The sequence below is a fragment of the Ruegeria sp. CG8 genome (genome assembly GCF_056537165.1).
Window position 1 is genome coordinate 11,706 of record NZ_JBQFRA010000002.1, and the last position, 22,890, is coordinate 34,595.

Genomic DNA, 22,890 nt, shown 5'->3' on the forward strand with positions numbered 1-22,890 from the left:
AGGAAAAGCCCCTGCCCCAACTTGTTCGCCCACAAACCGCCGCGATGGCGCGGAAAACGACGCAAGCCGCGCAAAACCTGCCGCGGATTGGCCTTTCCCTTTGCCGCGAAACCCATATCTTGCCGCCATATGCGCGAACACCAAAAAGGCATCCGTCATGACCACCGATCCCCTTGTCGTCTTTACCCCTTCGGGCAAACGCGGACATTTCCCCGTTGGCACTCCGATCCTGACGGCGGCCCGGCAGCTGGGGGTCGATCTGGATTCGGTCTGCGGTGGGCGCGGGATCTGCTCGAAATGCCAGATCACGCCCAGCTATGGCGAGTTTCCCAAACACGGCGTCACGGTCCGCGAAGACGCGTTGAGCGAATGGAACGCGGTCGAGCAGCGCTATGACGACAAGCGCGGTCTGAAACCGGGCCGGCGGCTGGGCTGTCAGGCCACCGTTCAGGGCGACGTGGTGATCGACGTCCCGCCTGAAAGCCAGGTGCACCGCCAGGTGGTGCGCAAGGCCGCCGCCGCGCGGGCCATCACCATGGACCCGGCCACGCGCCTTTATTTCGTGGTGGTCGAAGAACCCGACATGCACTCGCCCACCGGCGATCTGGAACGGCTGGAGCGCGCCCTGCGCGAGCAGTGGCAGATCGATGCCGTCACCGCCGACCTTTCGCTTCTATCCAAACTGCAGCCGACCCTGCGCAAGGGCAAGTGGGAGGTCACTGTCGCCCTGCACAAGGGCCACAAGGACAGCGTGGCGCGCATCGTCGAAATCTGGCCCGGTCTGCACGAAAACGGCCTAAACGGGCTGGCCATCGACCTCGGCTCGACCACCATCGCCGCGCATCTAACCGATCTGGAAACCGGCGAGGTCAAGGCCTCCTCCGGCCTGATGAACCCGCAGATCCGGTTCGGCGAGGACCTCATGAGCCGCGTCTCGTACGCGATGATGAACCCCGGCGGTGATCAGGAGATGACCCGGGCCGTGCGTGAGGCGATCAACGATCTGGTCACCTCGATCGCCGACGAGGCCGGGGTCGACCCGGCCCTGATCGTGGAAACCGTGTTCGTGTGCAACCCGGTCATGCACCACCTGCTGTTGGGCCTCGATCCGGTTGAACTGGGCCAGGCGCCGTTTGCGCTGGCCACGTCGGAAAGCGTCTCGCTGCCCGCGCGCGAGATGGATCTGACCACGATGAACCCCCGTGCGCAGGTCTACATCCTGCCCTGCATCGCGGGCCATGTGGGGGCCGACTGCGCCGCCGTGGCGCTGAGCGAAGAGCCGGGCAAGTCGCAGGACCTGGTTTTGATCGTGGACGTCGGCACCAACGCCGAGATCCTGCTGGGCAACACGACCCGCGTGCTGGCCTGTTCCTCGCCCACCGGACCGGCCTTCGAAGGTGCGCAGATCAGTTCGGGCCAGCGTGCCGCGCCCGGCGCGATCGAGCGCATTCAGATAGACCCCGTGACCAAGGAACCCCGGTTCCGCGTGATCGGCTCGGACAAGTGGTCGGACGAAGACGGGTTCGACGCCGACATCGCCACCACCGGCATCACTGGCATCTGCGGGTCGGGCATCATCGAGGCGGTGGCCGAAATGCGCATGGCCGGCCTGCTGGACGAGAGCGGCCTGATCGGCTCGGCCGAACAGACCGGCTCCAGCCGCTGCATCCCCGAGGGCCGAACCCATTCCTATCTGATCCATGACGCCAGCGCCGAGGGCGGCCCGCGCATCACCGTGACACAGGGCGACATCCGGGCGATCCAGCTGGCGAAATCCGCGCTATATGCCGGGGCGCGGCTGCTGATGGACGAGATGGGCGTGGACCGTGTGGATCGCGTGGTGCTGGCCGGGGCGTTCGGCGCCCATATCTCGACCAAACACGCGATGGTTCTGGGCATGATCCCCGACGCGCCGCTGGACAAGGTCCAAAGCGCGGGCAACGCCGCCGGCACCGGCGCACGCATCGCGCTGTGCAACATCGCCGCCCGGGCCGAGATCGAACGCGTGGTGCGCGAGATCACCAAGGTCGAAACCGCGATCGAGCCGAAATTCCAGGAGCATTTCGTCGCCGCCAACGCGATTCCGCACAAGACCGACCCGTTCCCGGAACTGGTTAAGATCGTCACCCTCCCCGCTCCGTCCTTCAACACCGGAGGCGATGCGGAAAAAACTGGCCGCCGTCGCCGCAGAAAGGCATAGTCCGAAAAACTGCGGAGGACCCCCATGCAAACAGCAAACGAAGATCAGGCTGAATACTGGGGCAACTCCGAATCCGGCACCAAGTGGCTGACTTTTGAGGACAAACTGGACCACATGCTGGCCCCGGTTCTGGACCTCGTTCTGGAACAGGCCGAACTGGAACCCGGAATGCGCGTGCTGGACATCGGCTGCGGGACCGGCGCCAGCACCATCGCGGCCGCCCAGCGTGTCGGACCGCTGGGTCATGTTCTTGGCGGCGACATTTCTGAGCCGTTCCTAAACCGAGCGCGGGAAAGGGCCTTGTCCGCGGGTGTTGAAAACGTCGATTTCCAATGCGTCGACGCTCAGGTCGCCCCGTTCCCCGAGGGTGCGTTCGACGCTGCGATATCGCGCTTCGGTGTCATGTTCTTTCAGGATTCGGTTGCGGCGTTCGCCAACATCGCAAAAGCTCTGGTCCCCGGCGGACGGATGACCTTTGCCGCGTGGGGGCCGCTGGCCGACAATCCCTGGTTCAGGATTCCCCACATGGCCGCCACAGCGCATCTGGGCCACCCTCCAAAATATGGACGCTACGCACCCGGGCCACTGGCCTTTCATGACATCGATCATGTGACCGGGATGATGGCAACGGCAGGTTTGGATGACATCTTCGCCAACCCTGTAAGCCTCCGACTGCCGGGGCTTGGATCGGTGGAGGCCACCGCCGAGCTATGCACCCGGGTCGGGCCGGCCGCGCGCGTGATAGCGCATTTTGAAGGCGATGAGGCCGACGAACGAAAAATCCAAAGCGCCGTAGCTGAGGAGTTTTCGAGTTTTCAAACGGCAGATGGGTTTGGCATCCCGGCGGTCATCAACGTCTTTCAGGCCCGCAAGCCCTCCTGATACACCAGATCGTGTCGCCCTTGGCCAATCATACCCGCTGACCGGTATTGTTTCCGATCGTCAACTCTTTGCAGCCTTTTGAGCCTAATTGTCTGCGTTTTTGCCAGTGTTTTTCTCACCATCCGGAAACTTAATAAGATTCTTGGTGATTTTTGCGTAAAAATCGTAAAATATGAATGTATTGGGCAGAGTAATTCAAATCTACAGAAGCCGCTGAACCGGCTCGCTTTAGTGAGTAAGACGTTTACCAGTTGGTGCTATATGGACAGGGGGATGGGCCGTGCAGGTGCGTGGCTACCGAACACGCAACACACACGCGCATTGATCAGTTTCATTCAATGGAGCCAGGGCGGAGTGGTTCTGGACGCTGCGTTGACCGAAGTTGTCAACGCGTTTGGAGCCGATTGTGGTACCCTCAGCCGTGTCTGGCTCAATAAAGGTGGCAGCCGAGTAGCTGCGCGCGCAGATACCCGTGACCAGACAATAAGTCGGCCGCTTTTCCTTTCCTTCACGAACGACGTGATTGGTCCGTTTGCGAGCAAGCCAAAGAAAGGCGTCGTCTTCAGTCTCAAGGATCACGGGAAACCCGTAAACGAGTTTTCTGCCGTTGTTCTGGACTGGATCTCGCACCGCAAGCTGCACGATATCCTGTTCGTCTGTCTCGACAACCAAGGCTGCGAAATCGATTTTCTGGAGCTGCATTTCGCCAAAGGTCTCGAACCCGGCTGGCGCGAAGCGATAGAGACAGTCGCACCCGAAATTTCCGAAATCTACCGCAACAGACGCGCCGGTCTGATTACCGAAGCAATTTCCCGCCAATCCGTAACGACCATCCAAAGGGCGGTGAATGACGCGCCGCTGATGAGCCTCGAAAACCCAGCGGGCCTGACACGGGCCGAATGGCGGGTCTGCGTTCTGATTTCACGAGGACTGTCGCAACAGTCCATTGGATCCGAGCTCGAGATTGGTCCGGCGACTGTGAGAACGCATCTCAAGCATATCTACGGCAAGACAGGAATGGAGAACTTCCACATGTTGGCCAGACGGCTGGTTTCGATCGAAGAACGCGAAGCCTTGCACGGCAGACACAATCAGGCACGCGCATGATGATTGATCTGCCTTGGCATAGTTGGGTACCTCTGTGGTTGATGGTGCCGCTGTTTGTGGCGGTGGCGTGGACGGACCTAACCGAATACCGGATACCGAACCTGTACTGCCTGATAGGGGTTGCCCTGTTTCTGGTAGGGTCCCCTGCCCTCGGTTTGCATGAAGTTGGATTGCGATTGATCGCCGCCGGGCTTTGCTTTGGGATCTGTTTTGCCCTTTTCGCCGCCGGTTGGCTGGGGGGCGGAGACGCCAAAATGCTACCGGTGGTCTTCCTGGCGATACCGACCCAAGCCCTTTCGACATATATGCTGCTGCTTTCTGCCGCGATGGCGTTTGGACTGACCAGCTTGACCCTGCTGCGCCTGTGCGTCCGACAACCGACAGGAAAGCTTGCAGCAACGCTCAGCGGACGCGAGTTTCCTCTTGGGATTGCCATAGGCCTTTCGGGCCTGATCCTGGCCGGCTGGTCGATGCTGCCTTACAGCGCCTGAAAGAACGCGACCCAAGTCGGGGACGCACAGTTGACCTCGTGTGGACCCGGGAGCGCCGCACCCACAAAAACAACGTCATTTCACGAAGGTTTCGACGTATCGAATGATGATCGGTGCAAGGATCAGCCCCGCGATCGAGGGCAACATCAGGCTCGCCATGACCGCGGACATCTGCACCGGCAACTTGTTGGCTTTCTCCTGCGCGCGAAGCTCTCTCAGTTCGCGCATTTCTTCGGAATACGTAGTCAAGGCGGCCGACAACGGGACGCCGAACCGGGACGACTGGAGGACGACGCTCACGAACGAACTCATTTCGTCGATCCCCGTCCGGCGCGCCATTCTCATCAACGCAACTTCACGGTCGCGCCCGGCCTGAATCTCGCTCAGGGCAATCAGAATTTCCTCGGACATTTCGGGCGATACAGTCTGCATTTCCACTGCAACTTTGAGAAGCGCCTGGTCAAACCCCATTCCCGCCTCGATCCCAATCTGGAGCAAGTCCAGCATGTTCGGGAACGCATTTTCCATCCGACGTTTACGCTCCTTGATCCGAGCGCTCATCCAAAGCTGGGGGATGAAGAACCCGATGCCGCAGAGGATGCCAAGGTTCCGCAAGATCTGAAATGAATTCAGACCAGACACATAATCGTTGATCGTGGCGCCGATACTGGACGCAGGCTGCCAAGACATGAGGACAAGAAAGACAAGCGGCAGAAACGTCGCCAAGCCCAAACGGATCAGATAGAAATTGGCGATTGCATTCCGGCCACGAAACCCTGAGCGCGCAAGCACTTGGCCAACTTCGAACCTGACACTTGCATCGCTGGGGATAAGTGCGGCGCTCAGCCCGGTCGGTGTATCGCCCTCCACCTTTTCCGGCACAAGACGTGCAAGGCTCTGGCCCCTTGTTCGTTTGGGCAGCATCCGTTCGGCTGCTGTAGACCGATCGCCGAGCGACGATGATATCCCAAAGAATGCAACGATCGCGCCGGCGGCAACAACGCCCAGGATCATGAGTTGGGAAAAAAGACCAGTGTCGAGTAGCGAGTTCACGATTTCCATTTCGACAACCCTCCCTCAGATCCGGAAATTGACAAGCTTGAACAGAACGATGGCGTTCAAAACGATGGCCGCTGAAATGACGCTCATGACGGGCCAGAAAATCGGGTATTGCACCACGCTTCCGTAATAGTCCGGCGTCATGACCGTCATCACGAGGGCAATCCCGACAGGAATGAACGACAGGATATAGGCGGTCATCCGACCCTCGGCAGAAATAGCTTTGATCTTGCGCCGCAGAGACATGCGGGCACGGATGACGCGCGCCAATGTCCGCAGAATGCCGGCCAGATCGCCGCCAGTACCGTGCTGCATCGTCAGCGCGACCGAGAGGTACTGGATATCCTCTTCATCTACCCGGTCTGCCATGTTGCGAATGGCGGTCGTCAACTCTTCCCCATAAGCGACTTGGTCCACGACCAGACCGAATTCAGTTCCGATCGGATCGGGCATTTCGTTTGCCACGCTCTGCAAGGTCGTGTTCAACGGATGTCCGACCTTCAACCCACGCGACATCAGGTCCAACGCATCCGGCAATTGCTTGATCAGCGCGGCCTTGCGCCGTCTGAGGTTGGCGCCAAGGTAGACCAACGGGGCCAACAGGAAGCACACAGCGCTTACAGGTATGACCGTCAGTGGGTTGGCCACCAGTGAGCCTCCGATCGCCGAAACCAGAAAAGCGCCCCCACATCCCAACAGGAACATTTCCGGCACCATGTGCAGGCCCGATGCCGCAAGGGCACCCGGCAAGTCGCCGACCAGCGGAAACGACTTCATGAGAGGTTTGCTTTCCCGCGGTTTGAGCAATTCCAGAACGTCCTCGCCAGTCTTTCCCTGGTTCAGCATCTGGATGCGCCGGTTTATCGCCTCTTCCCGGTTTTCTCCGCGCTTCAAAAGCTGACGGACCCCTTCGAAGGCAATCAGGGCGCCGAGAAATATCAAGAGTGACAGAACAAAGCGGACATCGTAACCGCCCACTTCCATCTCTGGTCCGATCAACGAGTCTATGCTGTGCGTCGAAAAGAAGGATCTGAGATCTTCCAACATGGCCGGGTCCCTCAGTTGAACTTGATCGATGAAAGGTCGACACCCGCCGCCGCCAGCGCATCGCTGGATTTCGGTCGGATACCGGTCGGCATGAAGCGCCCGAGGATGTTGCCGGCCTCGTCCTTGCCTTCACGTTTGAAGACGAAGATGTCCTGCATGGTTACGATATCGCCCTCCATGCCGGTGATCTCGGCAATCGAGGTGACACGGCGCGTACCATCAGACAGGCGGTTCAATTGCAGAACGAAGTGAATTGCCGAAGCGATGGTGGCGCGGATGGCTGCATGCGGCAGCTCCAGCCCGCCCATTTGCACCATCTGCTCGACCCGGGAAAGTGCATCGCGTGGGCTGTTGGCGTGTACCGTCGTCATCGACCCGTCATGGCCGGTATTCATCGCCTGCAACATGTCGAATGCTTCGGAGCCGCGCACCTCGCCGATGATGATCCGATCCGGACGCATCCGCAGTGCGTTTCGCACAAGGTCTCGTTGGGCAACGGCGCCAGTACCGTCGAGTCCAGCAGGCCGAGTTTCCATGCGCAAGACATGTTCCTGCTGAAGCTGAAGTTCTGCCGCGTCTTCAATCGTGACGATCCGCTCCCGAGGGCTGATATACGACGACAATGCATTCAGCATCGTGGTCTTGCCCGATCCGGTTCCGCCCGAGATCAGCACGTTCATCTTGGCTTCAACCAATCCCCGCAGCAGCTTGGCTGCGCTTTCGTTCAAGGCCTCGTTCTTGATCAGGCGTTCCATCGTCAGCGGAACCCGCGAGAATTTTCGAATGGAAAGCGCCGGCCCGTCCAGTGCGCAGGGCCGAATGATCGCGTTGACGCGGCTGCCATCTTCCAACCGCGCATCCACCCACGGTTGCCGTTCATCAATACGGCGACCAATCCGGCTGACGATCTTGTCGATGATCCGCAGCAGATGACGTTCGTCCCGGAAACGTGCCGATGTCTTTTCGAGGATGCCGGAGCGCTCGACAAAAATCTGCGTGTGGCCGTTCACGAGGATATCGTTGATCGTGGGGTCAGCCAACAACGGCTCCAGCGGCCCCAGGCCAAGCACCTCGTGCATCAGCTCTTCGACAAGCTGCTTGACCTCCTCGCTGCGCATCGCCCGGCCTTCGGCGCGCAGCAGTTCGGTGACATGTCGCCCAATTTCACCCCGCAGTGTTTCTTCCTCGACCTTTTCGATAACGGCGAGGTTAAGCTTGTCCAGCAACGAGTTATGCAGTCGTGCCTTGAGATCTATCCGATCGTTCTGGATGTCATGCATCAATACGAGGTCATCGCCGGAGCCATGAACCGGCTTGCCGATTTGAGCAAACTGCTTGGTGTCCAACGGCACAACTTTCGAAGCGTCCGGTTTTTCCTGGCCTGGTCGGTCGAATTCTCGAAACATCTACTTAACCTTCTGCAAATATTTAACTATTCCGAAACACTCTGCCTCAGTGCTGGCCGACCCGGGGCGGCAATGACAGGCATGTCTCGTGTGCCAGCTTTCGGATTGCGCGTGTCATGGGTGCGCGGGATGAAACATCTTCCAACGGCACGCCCCGATCGACTGACTCGCGTACTGTGCGCTCGTCGCGCGGCACCCAAAATGCAAAGTCCTTTTCAAGGAGTTTTGCCGCCGCTCTGTGGTGCGCCGCCGGAATGATGGGTTTCTTTTCAAGGTTGGCGACCAGTTGAATTTCCAGTGCTGGATTTTCCGCTTGGTAGAAATCCATCAGCTTGCGGGCCGAGCGAACAGACGGAACAGCAACGTCCGTCACCAAATAAAGGCGGTCCGCTTGCGTCAGGACGGGCGTAATCCATTCCACCAGCGCCCGCGGCAAATCTACCACGACGTAGTCATGGGTACGTTTCAGGGAATCCAGAATGGCCGATATCTGCTCTTCTTTGATCGCAGTCAACGGACCATAGCGCGACGGAGCCGCCAGGATATCGACCCCGCAGGGCGACTTGACCATCGCCTGCTCCAAAAAGGCACTGTCGGGAATGCTGCCTTCCATGGCCATACGCCACATCGCGTCGCTTTCGGCGACATCCATCAAGGCCGCAATCGAGCCGAACTGAAAGTCCAGATCCACCAGCGCAACCGAGTTCGACGCCGTCTTTTTCAGGAATCCGGCCTTGGATTGAAGCTCGTTCGCCATATTGGCGGCAACCAAGGACGATCCGACGCCACCACGAGATTTGCCAACCGCGATCAACTTGCCAAGTGTGGCTTGCCCACCCCAAACGGCGGGAAGCTGCGCCTGCCGCCGGGCACGGATCGCATCCACCTGCGGAATGATTTCCTCATGGATTGCATTGCGCGGCAGCACGTCATCAACTCCAAGCTTTTTGAGCTGTCGGGCCTTCTCAAGCGGCAGATCTTCGGACGCCAAGGCGATAATGATCGCATTGGGCATGCGCGCATCACAAATCTGCTGTGCGGTCTGCAGCAGCTCTGGCGAACTGTCATCCACATCGAACAGAACCACGTCATGACGCGCTGACAAGGCAACGGCCGTCCCGTTGACCCGCGCGACAGTGTCCTTGCGGCCCGTAAAGCGGCAATTGCTCAGCCCTTCCAACGAGGTTTCGATTGCCGCGAAAATCTCTTCGTCCGGTGAAATCAACAGCACTGAAATCTGCTTGGCACTCATGACTCTTCTCCTTACTCAACGGCACCGATGGCAAGATCCTCGGCTGGGACGGATGTGCTCATCGTTGGGATTGAAATGGTGTTGGGGCTGCTGGCGGATATAGCAGGGTTGCCAGCAGCAAGGGCGACCAGAGGCCCAATTGGCAGCGCGAAATCGTAGTCCAGGTTTACCAGTTCGGCTGTAACCACCGGCGTATAGGGTCCACCAAGAAAACCAAGACGAGGATCGTGCGAATAGTTGATTTGCACATTTGCCGCGGTGGCTCCGGGCGGCAGCAGCATTTCGATCTCGTCCCAGATCCGGCTGCCATAGGCGGTTGATGCGTCAAGCTGACACGGCGCCGGCAGGTTCGGAGTGGCGCAGATGCTGCCGCTGCGGCACAGCGCGCCGAACTTGGTTGTTGCGGGGGCGCCACCGGCCAGCGTGTGCGTGGCTGGCATCGCGCCACACAGTGGCGGCCCGACCGTGGCAAGCCGAGAGGCTTTTTGCATCGCTTTCTGCGCCATCGTCGTGGACCAGTAGAGCCGTCCGTACTCGAGAATTCCAAACACGAGCACCAGGAACAACGGAACGACCATGCCCAGCTCGACCAGGGCCGATCCGTTTTCACGTCGCCAGAAAGCGCGCAGCATATGCAGGTTACCCGTCATACCCCAAACACCCGGCTCTGATCCGAGATCTCGGTGTCGAGAGGCCCCAGCGCTGCCCCGAAAAGGCTGAAAACGTTTCCAAAAAGGTACTCGATCCGGATCTGAGCCGTGACCTCGACCACCGAAGTCGGATTGATCCGGTACACGCCAGCCCGCGAGATACAGCGCGGCGTGACGTCGATAACGGTTGTGCCATGCGGCATGATCGACGAACCGCCCAACTGGTTTTGGACGATGTCCGTGGCCAGCGCGTCATAGCTGCCGACCCCGCCCGCTGCGCACAAGTCCAACGGCGCGATCCGCGCGATCATACGCGAGGCGTCACGCACACCGGCCGACGTTGCCTGATGAATCCAAGTGATACGCCCACCTTCGATGATCACGGCAAAGAACAGCAGGATCAACGGAAGTACGATCCCGAACTCGACCATCGGGGCGCCGGCCTCGCACGACCGCAACCGTCGGATGTGTCGAACAAGCCGAGTCATCGATACAACCTCACGACATCGCGAAAGATGCCATCATCGCTGCTGCCACCGACTCCACCGCCGACCTGCTCGACCACCTCGACATAGATGTCAAAATCAGTTCCCGAAGATTCTTCGAGCGGCTGGATCAGGAAAACCTTTACAAACTCCTGCACCGGAACGTTCTCCGCGCGTCCCGCGACCGGATTGGCACCGCAGTTTATGGCGGCTGCGATAAATGTGCGGCGGTCAGGGTCGTCCAGCGTTGTGCTCGCGCATTGCGGGCGGCCGGACTCGCTGCGCCCAAACAGCACATCACCCGTACCAGCCCTGGCGATCTCGTCGAGATACATTTCGTATCGCGTGTTACCCGTCGGGTTACCCAGCGGGTGCGGCGTCAGATCATTGGCCGGACCGTCGCCATAGTTCATGTCCAAATAAGCCGCTTTGCCGGAGGTCCAGACACCGTTTCCAAAACGGCCGCCATGCGCGCAGGTGCCGGCGGCGAAGCAATCGTCGGGCGGAAACGGCATCGAGTCGGTCGAAACCTCGGGATTGTTCTTCAGACAGCTTCCGCCAGAGTTTTCCCAACCCGCGATGACCTGCGGTCCCGGCGCATAGTCTTCATCATTCTTGAGGTTGCTCATCGTCGAGTGGAAAATATCGAACCGTGAATTGTAGATTGCGCTGCCAATGCCATTGCGCTGACCGGGCTCGGTATCAACACCGCGTTGAGACACGCATTGCGTCAGGTTTCCATGCGCCGCGATCAGGCAGATATAGAGTTTTGATCCGGTCTGCCCCGCGCAAGGACCGTTGGGGTTTATGCCGATGTCCGTCGGGTCGAGGAAACCAAAATTCCCCGGCCCCCAAGCGGCACCGTTACCTCCAGTGCGCAACTTGATGGTTGACCCTTTGTTCGCATTCGCTGTCCAGCCGGAAGGGATGCAGAACATCAACGGCGTCACATCACAGGCATATTGGGTGTAACCCGCAATCGCGACGGCCTCGACATCCTCATCCGGGCGAGTCACGCCCAACAAGTCAGCGAGCGCCCGACCGAACGGAAGGAAAACGGTTCTAGGGGTCGCGGTCACCTCAACCAGAACGGCCAGAGCGGGATCGGTCGTAACAAACCCATCGACTGGATCATTGTCATCCGGATCGGCGGCAGGATCGGGCAGTCCCGACAGAAACCGCAGCGAATAATCTGCGGCCGTCCCGAGATCTTGGCTGCCCTCGGCAAAGAACTGGGAGTCTTCGATCATTCCGGCTGCAGCGGCCGTGGCGCGTGTGATCGCGTCACTGCCGCCATCCAGTTCTCCGGCGGCGGCCAGAGCCACGTGATCGGTATAAGCCTGCAGGTCGGTCTGCGTAGAAGCCAGTCGCCCAAGATCAAAGGTCAACGCCGCCATGCCAACGATCACGGTCATGCAAATTCCGACGAAAACCAGAATGGTCCCCCGTTCGTCGTCCTTTATGTTGCGCAACGTGGGCATGAACAGACCTCGCGAGCGATCAGTTGGACACGGTTGCATTCGAGGGGTTGCCGGCAACAGGAACTTCCTGGACGTCCGTGGTACCCCGACGCACCTTCACGATCGGCTTGGGCGCGCCCTCTGCAACCGGCGACTTTTCAAGCAGAATGTCGCTGAGGCGGATAGCCTCCAACGGCTTGTCTTCCTGGATTTGCAGGGACCGCAGTGACAGGCTGAGTTGCCCGGCCTTCTGAGCCAATGCCAACCGCTGTCCCTGGTCCGGCGTGACTTCGACAGTCACCGTTCGGGCAATCCCGGGCTGGTCGACATCTTCATCAGCCGTCTGATCAACCCCAATGACCCGGATGTTTTGCAGGATCGTCACCGCCCGCAGCGACTCGTTCTTGCCCTGCGTCAGCACGATATCAACAAAGTCACCTGGTGTGACGAACCCGCCAACACCGGTCTGCGCATCCACATTGATGGCCATTGCACGATTGTTCTCGCCCAAGGTCTGAACGATGGTGACCTTCTCACCGAAGTCAGAAACCTTTGACGCCAACAGGATTTCACCCTGCGCCAACGCGCGCTTGGCGCGTCGCGGGTCGACACCTGCTGTGGGCAGAACATCTTCGAAACTTGTAAATACACCTGCCGGCACAGAATCCGCTGGCCAGTCGATGGCGGTCAACTTGTGACCTTCAATCGGAGATCCGAACGGGATCTCTTCTGCTGCTGCGACCACGCGAACGATCGTCGGATCAGCGGCGGCCTGGCTCCGTCTCAGCTGCTCCTGCGCGATCATCACGGCGCCACCCGCCAGACCCACGCCAAGAATAGTCATCATCAAGGATTTCAATCGCATAGGTCCCTCCAAATAGCCGGGCCGGTCATTCTGAAAACGTGGGGCCAGTCCTAGGCCGAAACTGCTTCACGCGGGGCGCAGTATGCCGAGACTGGTCTGGTTCTGGCTTCCCGCCGTCCTCGCGGCGGAAAACCAGTTGCTTTTCAGGCCAAAACAGCAGGATTACGGCCGTGTTGCAGCCGTGTTGGCGTCATTGAAGTTGGTGTTGGTTGTGCCGCCCAGACCGGTCAGCAGGGTCCCGCCAACAGCGATCGCGATGAACAGTGCGATACCGTATTCGACAAGAGTGGCGCCACGCTCGTCACGGCGCAGACGAATAAATAGACTACGAATTGCCTTTGACATGATTTGAACTCCAGTTTGTACTCATTAATGTGCGAATTTCGCACAGGAACGAGGGTTCCCCCGTCAGTTCAAATCGTATCGAGCCCGTATCTGGCAAACCTCCCCACAAACGAAAAGGATTTCCCGTTTAACGCGAGAATTCGTTCATTTTGGCTTTTTTTGTGGCAGGATTTTGGCGCGAAATAGTCCGAGTCCAGCTCAGCTTTTGAGCTTCAAGCGGGCCAATATCAAAGTGCTTGGAGCGGGTAGCGGGAATCGAACCCGCGCGTTCAGCTTGGGAAGCTGACAGGCTACCATTACATCATACCCGCCGCTCGGTGCTGAATATCACCCGTCCTTTGCAGAGTTCAAGATGCTTCGATCAGCGCGGCAAACAAAAAGGCCGGGCAGATTGCCCGGCCCGTTGACAAAGCAGCCTGCTCAGGCCCGACGACGTCGAGCACCGCCCCGGCGGCCACGTGCGCTCTCGCCTTCGGTGCCTGCAGCATCGGCAGGTTTGTTGTACTTGATCCACTCGCCGCCATGCGGGTCGTTGTTGGTCAGCAGGTTGGCGGCCCGAATGGCCTCCATCTCTTTGCCCGCGCGCGGCTTGGTCGAGCCCAGCCCGAACATCTGAACGAAGGTTTCGTCGTCCATGCCGTCGGGCAGGATGATGCCCGCTGCCGCAACCTCGGCCTTTTTCTCGGCGATCTTCTTCTGCGTCACCGGCAGCGCCACCGGGTTCATGATGGCCGAGGTCATGCCCGCGCCCATCGCCATCGGCAGGAAGGCGTTGTTGATGCCGTGACGGTTCGGCAGACCGAACGAGATGTTGGACGCACCGCAGGTGGTGTTCACGCCCAGCTCCTCGCGCAGGCGGCGTACCAGGGCAAAGACCTGTTGGCCGGCAGTAGCCATCGCGCCAATCGGCATCACCAGCGGGTCCACAACGATGTCGTGGGCCGGAATGCCATAGTCAGCCGCGCGCTGAACGATCTTCTTGGCAACTTCAAAGCGCACGTCGGGGTCTTCGGAAATGCCCGTGTCGTCGTTCGAGATCGCCACGACCGGCACGTTGTATTTCTTGACCAGCGGCAGAACCAGTTCCAGGCGGTCCTCCTCACCGGTGACCGAGTTCAGCAGCGGACGGCCTTCGGCGGCCTCCAGCCCGGCCTCCAACGCACCCGGAACCGAGCTGTCGATGCACAGCGGCACGTCGACCAGACCCTGCACCAGCTGGACGATCTGTCGCATCAGCGGCGGTTCAGTCTCATTGGGGTTGGGGTTCGAGTTGTAGACCACACCCGCGTTGATATCGAGCACGGTCGCCCCGGCCGCGACCTGTGCCAGCGCGTCCTGCTCGACGGTCGAGAAATCGCCCGCTTCCAGCTCGGCGGCCAGCTTCTTGCGGCCGGTCGGATTGATCCGCTCGCCGATCACGCAGAACGGCTGATCGAAGCCGATGATCGCGGTTTTGGTCTTTGATTCTACGACTGTACGGGTCATGTCCGGTCCTTAAGCGTTTGCAGGCTTCGCCGAGGCGCCGCCGTTTTCGATGGCCCAGTTGGCATTGGTCTTGATGCCGCCAAGCGGGAAGAAGTGCACGTTGGTGATGTTGAAGTCGGGGTTGGCCGCCTTGTGCTGGGCCAATTCGGTAATCACGTCGGTCGGCTCGTAGGGCAGCAGCAGCTTGGACACGTCCATGGCGCGCTTCTGCAGCACCTTCAGTGATGGGCCCACACCGCAGGCGATCGCGAATTTGATCAGGGTCTGCAGCTTGGCTGGGCCAGCGATGCCGATGTGGATCGGCAGGTCGATCCCTGCCGCCTTCAGGCCGTCGGCCCATGCGATGATCGGCTTGGCGTCAAAGGCAAACTGGGTGGCCAGCGCCATTTCGGCGTCGGTGGTTTCGCTGAATTTCTGCTTCCAGCGCAATGCCTCGTCCACGTTTTTGGTCGAACCGTCCGGGTCGATATCCTTGTTGCCCTCGGGGTGGCCTGCGACGTGCAGACGCTTGAAGCCCGCCTTGTCGAACAGACCCGTTTCCAGCAACTGCATCGAGCTGTCGAACTGGCCATGCGGCTTGTCCACGCCCCCGGCCAGCAGCAAGGCCTGCTCGACACCCGCCTCGCCCTGATACATGGCGATCCAGTTCTCCAACGTCGCCGCGTCCTTTATGATGCGGGCCGGGAAATGCGGCATGACAGGATAGCCCTCGGCCGCAATCCGCTTGGCGGTCTTGACCATGTCCTCGATGGGTGTGCCCTCGATATGGGCGATGTAGACGCGCGTGCCTTCGGGCAGCAGGTCGCGGAAATCCTCGACCTTCTCGGCTGTGCGCGGCATGATTTCGATCGAATAACCCTGCAAAAAGGCTTCGACGGTCGGGTTCACCGGGGCCTTATCGGCCGCATCACGTTTCTTGAAGTTCAGCAAAGCCATTGCGGCCTCCCATAAAGATCTGGGGCTCATGCCCAACCGTCATTTGCGATCAGGACCTTGATGCGGTCCTGATCGTATTCCGTTTCCAGGCGTAGCGCTTCAGCCTCGGCGATCTCGGTCGGGTCACCCTCAACCTCGAACGGCTCGGCTTTGCGCCACTCGGCCAGATAGGCATCACTGTCCTTGGCGTTCACCTTCATGGCGGCGCGGTCGATGGCTTGCTCGAACCGCACATCCAACTGTCGCTTTGCGCCACGGCGGCCCTTGCCCACGATGACCTGAGCGGGGATGTCGCGCCAGTAAACGATGGTGACGTCAGGCATTGATCTTGATTCCTCCTAACCAGATGGTCCGGTTCTAAACGGCTATGTGGGGGCGGGTCGGTCGGATTTCGACACCCGGGGCTTTTACAGCGACGTTTTGCAGTTCGGGATACAGGCCCTGCACCGGTTTCTCCAGTCTCGGGGTCCATCAAAATCCTCATGACTTTAATGAGCGTCTTGCACGACGCGCGCCCGCGACCTAAGGTCGGGGTAACTCGAAAATCGGAGGGCGTGACGATGGCGCCCAAGCGTCCCAAAGGTGCGGGCGCGTTCCCGAAGGTGGTCGAAAGCCCCGCGCCGGCAAGACCCGATCCAGACGCCCTGTATGCTGCGCTGGATCTGGGAACAAATAGCTGCCGCATGCTGATCGCCCAGCCCAAGGGCAGCGGGTTCCATGTGGTGGACAGCTTCTCGAAGTCCGTGCAACTGGGCTCGGGGCTTGAAAGGACCGGACGGCTGTCGCGGTCCTCCATGGCGCGCACAATTCAAGCCTTGCGCATTTGCCAGCAGAAGCTGAAGCGCAACAAGGTCAAGCGCATGCGGCTGGTGGCGACCGAAGCCTGCCGCCGCGCCCGAAACTCACGCGACTTCATACGTCAGGTAAAGCGTGAGACCGGCCTGACCCTTGAAATCATCCAACCCGAGGAAGAAGCCCGTCTGGCGGTCATTTCCTGTGCTCCGCTGGTCAGCACCAAGACCGAGCAGTTGCTGGTCGTGGATATCGGCGGCGGCTCGACCGAGCTGGTCTGGATCGACCTGTCCTCGGTTCCGCGACGCGACCGTTCAACGGCGATCATGCGGCTGCACAACGGGTTTCACACGGTCGACAGTCCTTTTCCCGCCGCCAAGGTGGTGGACTGGATCAGCGTTCCACTAGGCGTCGCCACACTGCGCGATCAGTTCCACGATGTCGAAGACGATGCTGCCCGCTTTGCCCTGATGAGTTGGTTTTTTGAAGAAAACCTCGCCGATTTTGCGCCCTATAAGGACGAACAGGCCCGCGAGGGGTTTCAGATCGTTGGCACCAGCGGCACCGTCACAACGGTCGCTGCCTCTCATCTGGGCCTGAAACGCTATGACCGGACCAAGGTGGACGGCCTGCGCATGACCAGCGATCAGATCGACAAAGTCATTCGCGGTTATCTGGAGCTTGGCCCTCAAGGCCGCCGTCGCGATCCGCGCATCGGCGAGGACCGGCAGGCCCTGATCATGTCCGGATCTGCCATCTTGCAGGCGCTGTTGCGCTGCTGGCCGACCGACCGCCTCTCGGTGGCGGACCGCGGGCTGCGCGAGGGTTTGCTTTATGCACAGATGAGCGCCGATGGCGTCCTGGAAGACGGGCCGTTTTGAGAAAGCTCTGCGCTGAATGCCGCTTGCGACCATAGCGATCGCCTACCGGGTTTCGACGGCCGCAACCACGATCTGTGCGCTTGAGGCTGCCGGGTTCAAGGTATTCAGCCCGGGTTTTCATGTCGCCAACACCGTTCCGCATTATGCTTTGGCGATTGGCGGCATTGGGATCGCCGTGCCAGCGGTCGACTCGGCAGAGGCACTAGAACTGCTGCACAGTTTTTCGGCGTCACCGCCGACATCCGGCACCCTCGGCGGGAAGGTCTTGAACGGTCTGGGATGGGCGGCATTTGGTGTTTCTACGCCCTGGCCCGATCTGCTATTGAGGGAGCGGTTGATATCATCGGCTTGATGCCACATGAACAAGCGGGTAAAGGCCTCGCAGTCTTCAGGAGACCTTTTCAATGGCCAAGAAACCCAGCGGCAAAAACACTTCGGGACGCGGGCAGCGTGACCTGAAGGTCAAGGTCAAAACCGCGCGCGGACGCAAGCTCAGTTCGACCCGCTGGCTCGAGCGGCAGCTGAATGATCCGTATGTTAAGCGAGCGCAGGCCGAGGGGTATCGGGGGCGCGCGGCCTACAAGATTCTGGAGTTGGACGACAAGTTCCGCTTTCTGGTTCCGGGCGCACGCGTGGTCGACCTTGGCTGCGCGCCCGGTGGCTGGTGCCAGGTCGCGGTCAAACGCGTGAATGCGCTGGGCGAGAAATCGGGCAAACGGATCGGGACGGTTCTGGGCGTCGACCTGCAAGAGGTCGAGCCCGTGGCGGGTGCCGAAACCCACGTTCTGGACTTCATGGAAGACGATGCCGACGAGAAAGTAAAACAGTGGCTTGGCGGCAAGGCCGACGTTGTCATGTCGGACATGGCCGCCGCGTCTTCCGGGCACAAGCAGACTGACCACCTGCGGATCATGGCGCTGTGCGAAACCGCCGCCTACTTCGCCTTTGACGTGCTGGAGGTCGGAGGAACCTTTGTCGCAAAAGTTCTGGCTGGTGGCGCCGAAGGCGATCTGCAGAAACTTCTGAAGCAGAAATTCGAGAAAGTGGCAAACGTCAAACCGCCAGCTTCACGGTCGGACAGTTCGGAAAAATTCGTGGTGGCAACCGGTTTTCGGGGCTGATCAGTCGTCGTCCAGCGCGATTTTGTCGGCTACAATCCGCTGCGGCCGCAACGACGCCGCCGCGATCCCCTGCAGCAGCAACGCCTCGCCATGGTTAAGATACCTGGCCGGCTTGTTGCGCAACTCGTCGATCCGCTGATCCAGCGAGACCCGGCGCGTTGCCACAGGTTGGTCGAGCTTTGTCGACGGGCGTTTCAAATACAACATGGATTACCACATCCTGAACTGGTCAATGACTTGACCATGGATGTTGGCCGGTAAATGGGACTGCAAAATGGCGCAACTGCGTCGCTTCGATGCCGGTTTACCGGCCCAGTTGCCGCGCAAGATCCTGAAGCGCTGGGCTGTCGGGCAGAGTCCGAAGACCCTCATCCAATACCTGTCGGGCTGCATCCGTGCCGCGGTTGATTTGGGCCAGCTGGATCAGCATTGGCCAAGCATCCTCGCGCTGGGGATCCATGGATACCACCTGACGAAAGGCCTGTTCGGCGGCGACAGGGTTTCTCAGCGTCAGCGCCATCCCCCCAAGGACCAGATGGGTTTCCGGGAAATCCAGACGGTTGGACAAAGAGCGCTGCCAATCCGCCATGTTCTCACGCGCGTTGTTTCGCTGCAGGGGTGTCAATGCCGCGGCGGGAATGGGCAGGAACTCCTTGGCAGCGGCAAGGCGTACGCTTCGCACTGGGTCGGACAACAGCGGCGACAAACGGGCCACCCTGTCGTCCAGCCCTGCTGCCCGCTGCAACACCGCCGCGTTGGCGCGAACCAATGGGTCTTCGTCCGTCAACATCGCTGCTGTTTGCTCGGCCATTTCGGGGGTCGCGAAGGGTTGCAGCAGATAGGCGGCCGTCGCCCGCACGATGCCGGGTTGCGCACCGTCCTGAGCAACAGCCAGCAACGCGGCCGGGTCGTCGACCTCTCCGACAAATGCGGGGGCGAATGCAGTCCCGAAATGGGGCGTACGATGATCGGAGTCCCGGAACCAGTCATTGATGGCGGCGGCGGCCCAGGGCTGATCCTGATCCGTGTGGCAATCAGTGCAGGCATCCTCTCCCAAGCCCAGATCGGGGCGCGGCACACGAAAACTGTGATCGCGCCGGCCATCGACGCCCATATAGAGGCGTTCGATCATGTGGCAGCTTTTGCACTGCGCCCCCTCGCCTCCCTCCGGGTGGTGGTGGTGTGGGGGATCGTCGTATTGCGCCTTTCGCAGTGACGGAAAATCGGGATTGCCAGCCGGGGAATGGCACTGCGTACAGACCGCATTGCCCTCGGCTTTCAAGATTGCACTGTGCGCCTCATGGCAGTTCAGGCAGCCGACGCCTTGCGCATACATTTTGGACTGCAGAAACGATCCATAGACATAGACCTCGTCCAGTATCTGGCCGTCGGGCTGGTACAGACCCGGACGCAGAAGCGCCAGATTGTAGGCATCGTGGAATGGCGTGCCAGGCAGCGGGTTTCCGTCCTCCATCGCTTCGCGGCGGGAATGACAGCCGGCGCATTGCTGAATCTCGACCTCGGTGTCGCCCGTACCCCAGATGGCAGGAAAGCCAAACTCGTTCAGCCCGGCAGGCGCGGGCTGACCTTTTGTCCAATCCAGATGGGCCGAGCCGGGGCCGTGGCAGGCCTCACAGCCCACGCCGATCTCGACCTGGTCGGAAGCAAAGGACTGGGTCTGCGGCTGAAAGTTCTTTTCGAACCCTGTCGCGTGGCACTCCGCGCAGCGGCCGTTCCAATTCTTGTAGGGGCCGGTCCAGTGCAACCCATCGTCTGGCGGCAAGTCCTGATCGGGATACAGGTGGTACCAGCGCTCGGCCTGCGTGTCCCAGACCACATCAAAGCTCTGCAATCGGCCGGGCTCGGTTTCAAACAGATATTGCTGCAACGGCTCAATCCCCGCGACGGAATGAACCCTGTATTGCCGGCTTTGGCCGTCCTTCTCGGTCACGTCGGCAAGATAGTCCGACCCCTCCTGCCGAAACGTGACGGACATGCCGTCATGAGAAAAGGTCGTTTCATCAAAATCGGCCACAACGGTGTCTGGCGTGGGCTCTGTCCAGGCCAAGGCGTGGTGGGATCCCGCCCAGGCTTGCACCTGTTCGTCATGACAATCACGACAAGCGTCCGAGCCGACATAGTCCTGCGCCCACGCCCAACCGCTGTTTTGCAAGAGGGCGCATCCGGAAAACACAATGATCCAGGCGATGCGGTGCCAATTTCTCATGAAGGTCCGACCTCGCCCTGGTTGTCGATGTCCATCAGCGCGCCGTTGAACTCTGCGCCGAAAATAAGAATGGCGGCGCACAGATACATGAAAATCAACGCGGCCATGGCCCCGGCCAGGCCAGCATAGGTGGCGCTGTACGTCGCGAACTGCGCGATATAGACCGAGAACCCCCACCCTCCGGCCGCCCACAACAGAAGGGTCAGCGCCACGCCGGGCAGGATTTGCATGATGCGGTGACGCTTGGTCGGCAGGATCAAATGGGCCAGCAGAACCGTTCCCGCCGGCACCGCCACCGTGAAGGTCCACCGCAAACGGTCAACCGACAGCCATTCGCCCACGTCCACGGCAGTATTCTCGGACACCAGACGTGTGTAGACCGGCAGCACCAGTTCAACCGCCGCGATCAGCAGGATCGCGGTTCCGCCCAAAATGACCAACCCGAGGCACAGCAGGCGCGTCTTCCAGAATGGCCAGCTGTCATTGTCATGATAAGCCTGGTTCATGGCGGCACGTACCGCCGCCACTCCGTTCGAGGCAAAGTAGACGGCCAGCAGACCGCCCAGCGTGATCACACCCGAACCCGACCCGTCCAGAACCGCGCGCAGTTCTGCCACGATGGGCTGGGCCACGTCCTGTGGCCACGCACCGAAAATCAACTCGATCAGTTCGTCCGTCACATACCCCTGCGACAACGATCCGGCCAAAGCGACGGTGAACAGAACAAACGGAAACAGCGCCAGCATCAGCGACATCGCCACATGGCTGCTCATGACGAAACCGTTTTTGTCGCCAAAGCGTTGGACCGCCAGCCACAGCGCCCGGCCAAACCGGCCAAAAACGGGAATCGAAAGACGTGTCATTGGGAAACTCTAGCCTGCAATCCGCGTTGGAAGAACCGGCCAATGTGCCAATTGCACGAGATTCTTCCGAATAACTGTCTGGCCCGATTGCATAAAGCCCGCCGCCTGTGCAGGATTGCCCCACAAAACTCCAATCGCTGCCGGCTTGCACCGGTATAGCCGAGGCCCCACATGACGCCATCAGAGCCCCCCACCCGCACACCGCTGAGGTTGAGTGTCGTCCGCGACGTCACCATCGTGCTGACGCTTGTGGTTCTGGGTCTTTACGCAGGCGCCAGCTTTCTGGTTCCACTGACCATGGCCTTGCTGATCAACGTGCTGATCATCGCACTCAGTGATCGGGTGATCGCGCTGACCCGTGCTCCGGTCTGGCTGGCCAACCTGGCCGCCGTCACGGTGGTTCTGGCGGGCCTGTTCATGATCACCTACATCCTCGGCAGTCAAGCCACGCAGTTCGCGCGAACAGCGGGTACCTATGAAAGCCAGTTCGACGGCGTGATCAACCGCGTCACCGGTCTGGTCGGGAATGATGTCACCTCTTTTGTCCGGGACAACCTGATCAGCATCGACATAACCTCGGTCGCGCGGATTTTGCTGGGCAGCGCCACCTCGATGCTGAACCAGTTCTTCCTGATCAGCCTTTATGTGGCCTTCCTTATGGCCGAACGGCTGGCCTTCCGCAAAAAGCTGCGGATTGCAGCCGGCAACCCCGTCACCGGAGCCGAGCTTTCTTCGGTTCTGGATGCGATTACCTTCAGCTTGCAGCGCTATGTCGGAGTCAAGACCTTCATCAGCCTCGTTACCGCTGGAATCAGCTATTCGGTTTTTCGCGTGTTGGGCCTGGAATACGCGGAAACCTGGGCTGTTCTGACGTTTGCTCTGAACTTCATCCCATCAATCGGGTCGATCATCGCGGTGATCTTTCCCGCGATGATCGCCCTTGTTCAGTTCGAGACGATCGGCCCGTTCCTGATCATCGTCTTCGGGTGCGGCACGATCCAGTTCCTGATCGGCAACTTCCTTGACCCGGCCCTGCTGGGCCGTTCGCTGAACATGTCGACATTTCTGGTCATCCTCGCACTGACCTTCTGGACCACGGTCTGGGGCCTGATCGGCGCGTTTCTCAGCGTTCCGTTGACCGTGTGCATTCTGATCATCTTCAGTCACATTCCGGCCCTGCGCCCGATCGCCGTCCTGATGTCGCTGGATGGACGTTTGGCCGACGACGTCAAGTCGGCACGGCCCTGATCAGGGTTGAACACCCTGAAATCGGGGGTGGATCGGTCCCGAGTGCGCTGCTAACTTTCAAATATTGCAATGGATTGACCGAAAAGAT

23 protein-coding genes and 1 tRNA gene are annotated in these 22,890 nt (G+C 60.0%); 8 read left to right on the forward strand and 16 right to left on the reverse strand.

Annotated elements, in window-relative coordinates; genetic code table 11:
* Positions 1–157 precede the first annotated feature (157 nt).
* The 4 genes from ACR0EF_RS06020 (at position 158) to ACR0EF_RS06035 (ending at position 4,680) form a co-directional block, all read left to right on the forward strand.
* Entirely contained in the window at positions 158–2,200 is a 2,043-nt protein-coding gene (locus tag ACR0EF_RS06020) for an ASKHA domain-containing protein (protein ID WP_170373350.1), read from the forward strand.
* A gap of 24 nt (positions 2,201–2,224) precedes the next feature.
* Complete coding sequence (locus ACR0EF_RS06025) at positions 2,225–3,082, forward strand: class I SAM-dependent methyltransferase (RefSeq protein ID WP_170373349.1); 858 nt, start codon at positions 2,225–2,227, stop codon at positions 3,080–3,082.
* A 78-nt stretch (positions 3,083–3,160) separates the two neighbouring features.
* Entirely contained in the window at positions 3,161–4,189 is a 1,029-nt protein-coding gene (locus ACR0EF_RS06030) for a helix-turn-helix transcriptional regulator (RefSeq protein WP_170373348.1), read from the forward strand.
* Positions 4,186–4,680: an A24 family peptidase gene (locus ACR0EF_RS06035; protein WP_170373347.1), complete on the forward strand. Its 495-nt coding sequence runs from the start codon at positions 4,186–4,188 to the stop codon at positions 4,678–4,680. Before ACR0EF_RS06030 ends, ACR0EF_RS06035 begins: the two co-directional genes overlap by 4 nt.
* Positions 4,681–4,755: 75 nt before the next feature.
* Here the strand turns inward: ACR0EF_RS06035 and ACR0EF_RS06040 are convergent, their stop codons facing one another.
* From ACR0EF_RS06040 to ACR0EF_RS06100, 13 genes are all read right to left on the reverse strand, one after another.
* Positions 4,756–5,742, reverse strand: a complete 987-nt coding sequence (locus ACR0EF_RS06040; RefSeq protein ID WP_170359189.1) for a type II secretion system F family protein — start codon at positions 5,740–5,742, stop codon at positions 4,756–4,758.
* A 15-nt stretch (positions 5,743–5,757) separates the two neighbouring features.
* Positions 5,758–6,786: a type II secretion system F family protein gene (locus tag ACR0EF_RS06045; RefSeq protein WP_170359187.1), complete on the reverse strand. Its 1,029-nt coding sequence runs from the start codon at positions 6,784–6,786 to the stop codon at positions 5,758–5,760.
* Positions 6,787–6,797: 11 nt separating this feature from the next.
* Complete coding sequence (locus ACR0EF_RS06050; RefSeq protein ID WP_170338532.1) at positions 6,798–8,192, reverse strand: TadA family conjugal transfer-associated ATPase; 1,395 nt, start codon at positions 8,190–8,192, stop codon at positions 6,798–6,800.
* A 46-nt stretch (positions 8,193–8,238) separates the two neighbouring features.
* On the reverse strand, positions 8,239–9,444 hold the full coding sequence (locus ACR0EF_RS06055) for a CpaE/TadZ family protein (RefSeq protein ID WP_093962116.1): 1,206 nt from the start codon (positions 9,442–9,444) through the stop codon (positions 8,239–8,241).
* 11 nt (positions 9,445–9,455) lie between these two features.
* Entirely contained in the window at positions 9,456–10,094 is a 639-nt protein-coding gene (locus ACR0EF_RS06060) for a TadE/TadG family type IV pilus assembly protein (protein ID WP_170339072.1), read from the reverse strand.
* Complete coding sequence (locus ACR0EF_RS06065; RefSeq protein ID WP_170338526.1) at positions 10,091–10,582, reverse strand: TadE/TadG family type IV pilus assembly protein; 492 nt, start codon at positions 10,580–10,582, stop codon at positions 10,091–10,093. Before ACR0EF_RS06065 ends, ACR0EF_RS06060 begins: the two co-directional genes overlap by 4 nt.
* A complete protein-coding gene (locus ACR0EF_RS06070) occupies positions 10,579–12,099 on the reverse strand; it encodes a pilus assembly protein TadG-related protein (RefSeq protein ID WP_480771319.1) in 1,521 nt (506 codons plus the stop codon). The genes ACR0EF_RS06065 and ACR0EF_RS06070 overlap by 4 nt, the downstream gene beginning before the upstream one ends.
* Positions 12,080–12,904 carry a Flp pilus assembly protein CpaB gene (cpaB, locus tag ACR0EF_RS06075; protein WP_170367139.1) on the reverse strand — a complete coding sequence of 275 codons (825 nt, stop codon included), beginning with the start codon at positions 12,902–12,904 and terminating at the stop codon, positions 12,080–12,082. Before cpaB ends, ACR0EF_RS06070 begins: the two co-directional genes overlap by 20 nt.
* 162 nt (positions 12,905–13,066) lie before the next feature.
* Entirely contained in the window at positions 13,067–13,249 is a 183-nt protein-coding gene (locus ACR0EF_RS06080; RefSeq protein ID WP_093962121.1) for a Flp family type IVb pilin, read from the reverse strand.
* A gap of 237 nt (positions 13,250–13,486) precedes the next feature.
* Positions 13,487–13,560: transfer RNA gene (locus tag ACR0EF_RS06085), tRNA-Gly, on the reverse strand.
* A gap of 109 nt (positions 13,561–13,669) precedes the next feature.
* Positions 13,670–14,734: a methyltetrahydrofolate cobalamin methyltransferase gene (locus ACR0EF_RS06090; RefSeq protein ID WP_170359174.1), complete on the reverse strand. Its 1,065-nt coding sequence runs from the start codon at positions 14,732–14,734 to the stop codon at positions 13,670–13,672.
* Positions 14,735–14,743: 9 nt separating this feature from the next.
* Complete coding sequence (locus tag ACR0EF_RS06095) at positions 14,744–15,670, reverse strand: methylenetetrahydrofolate reductase (RefSeq protein WP_170373345.1); 927 nt, start codon at positions 15,668–15,670, stop codon at positions 14,744–14,746.
* A gap of 26 nt (positions 15,671–15,696) precedes the next feature.
* Positions 15,697–15,993, reverse strand: coding sequence for a virulence factor (locus ACR0EF_RS06100; protein WP_170373344.1), 297 nt, complete (start codon positions 15,991–15,993; stop codon positions 15,697–15,699).
* Between the two features lie 237 nt (positions 15,994–16,230).
* Between ACR0EF_RS06100 and ACR0EF_RS06105 the strand changes: the two genes are divergently transcribed.
* The 3 genes from ACR0EF_RS06105 to ACR0EF_RS06115 are packed head-to-tail and all read left to right on the forward strand — an operon-like array spanning position 16,231 to position 18,464.
* The gene (locus tag ACR0EF_RS06105) at positions 16,231–17,343 is read left to right on the forward strand and encodes a Ppx/GppA phosphatase family protein (RefSeq protein ID WP_093962132.1); all 1,113 of its coding nucleotides are present in this window, start codon (positions 16,231–16,233) and stop codon (positions 17,341–17,343) included.
* A gap of 16 nt (positions 17,344–17,359) precedes the next feature.
* Entirely contained in the window at positions 17,360–17,695 is a 336-nt protein-coding gene (locus ACR0EF_RS06110) for a hypothetical protein (RefSeq protein ID WP_170367142.1), read from the forward strand.
* Positions 17,696–17,747: 52 nt separating this feature from the next.
* Positions 17,748–18,464, forward strand: coding sequence for an RlmE family RNA methyltransferase (locus ACR0EF_RS06115; RefSeq protein ID WP_170339056.1), 717 nt, complete (start codon positions 17,748–17,750; stop codon positions 18,462–18,464).
* Here ACR0EF_RS06115 and ACR0EF_RS06120 read toward each other — a convergent pair whose 3' ends face one another.
* From ACR0EF_RS06120 to ACR0EF_RS06130, 3 genes are all read right to left on the reverse strand, one after another.
* Complete coding sequence (locus tag ACR0EF_RS06120) at positions 18,465–18,629, reverse strand: hypothetical protein (protein WP_480771320.1); 165 nt, start codon at positions 18,627–18,629, stop codon at positions 18,465–18,467.
* A gap of 139 nt (positions 18,630–18,768) precedes the next feature.
* Positions 18,769–20,691 (reverse strand): multiheme c-type cytochrome, encoded by a 1,923-nt coding sequence (locus tag ACR0EF_RS06125; protein WP_170373343.1) that lies wholly within the window; start codon positions 20,689–20,691, stop codon positions 18,769–18,771.
* Entirely contained in the window at positions 20,688–21,554 is an 867-nt protein-coding gene (locus tag ACR0EF_RS06130; RefSeq protein ID WP_170338509.1) for a YihY/virulence factor BrkB family protein, read from the reverse strand. Before ACR0EF_RS06130 ends, ACR0EF_RS06125 begins: the two co-directional genes overlap by 4 nt.
* A 171-nt stretch (positions 21,555–21,725) precedes the next feature.
* Between ACR0EF_RS06130 and ACR0EF_RS06135 the strand changes: the two genes are divergently transcribed.
* Positions 21,726–22,802: an AI-2E family transporter gene (locus ACR0EF_RS06135; protein ID WP_170373342.1), complete on the forward strand. Its 1,077-nt coding sequence runs from the start codon at positions 21,726–21,728 to the stop codon at positions 22,800–22,802.
* Positions 22,803–22,890: the final 88 nt, after the last annotated feature.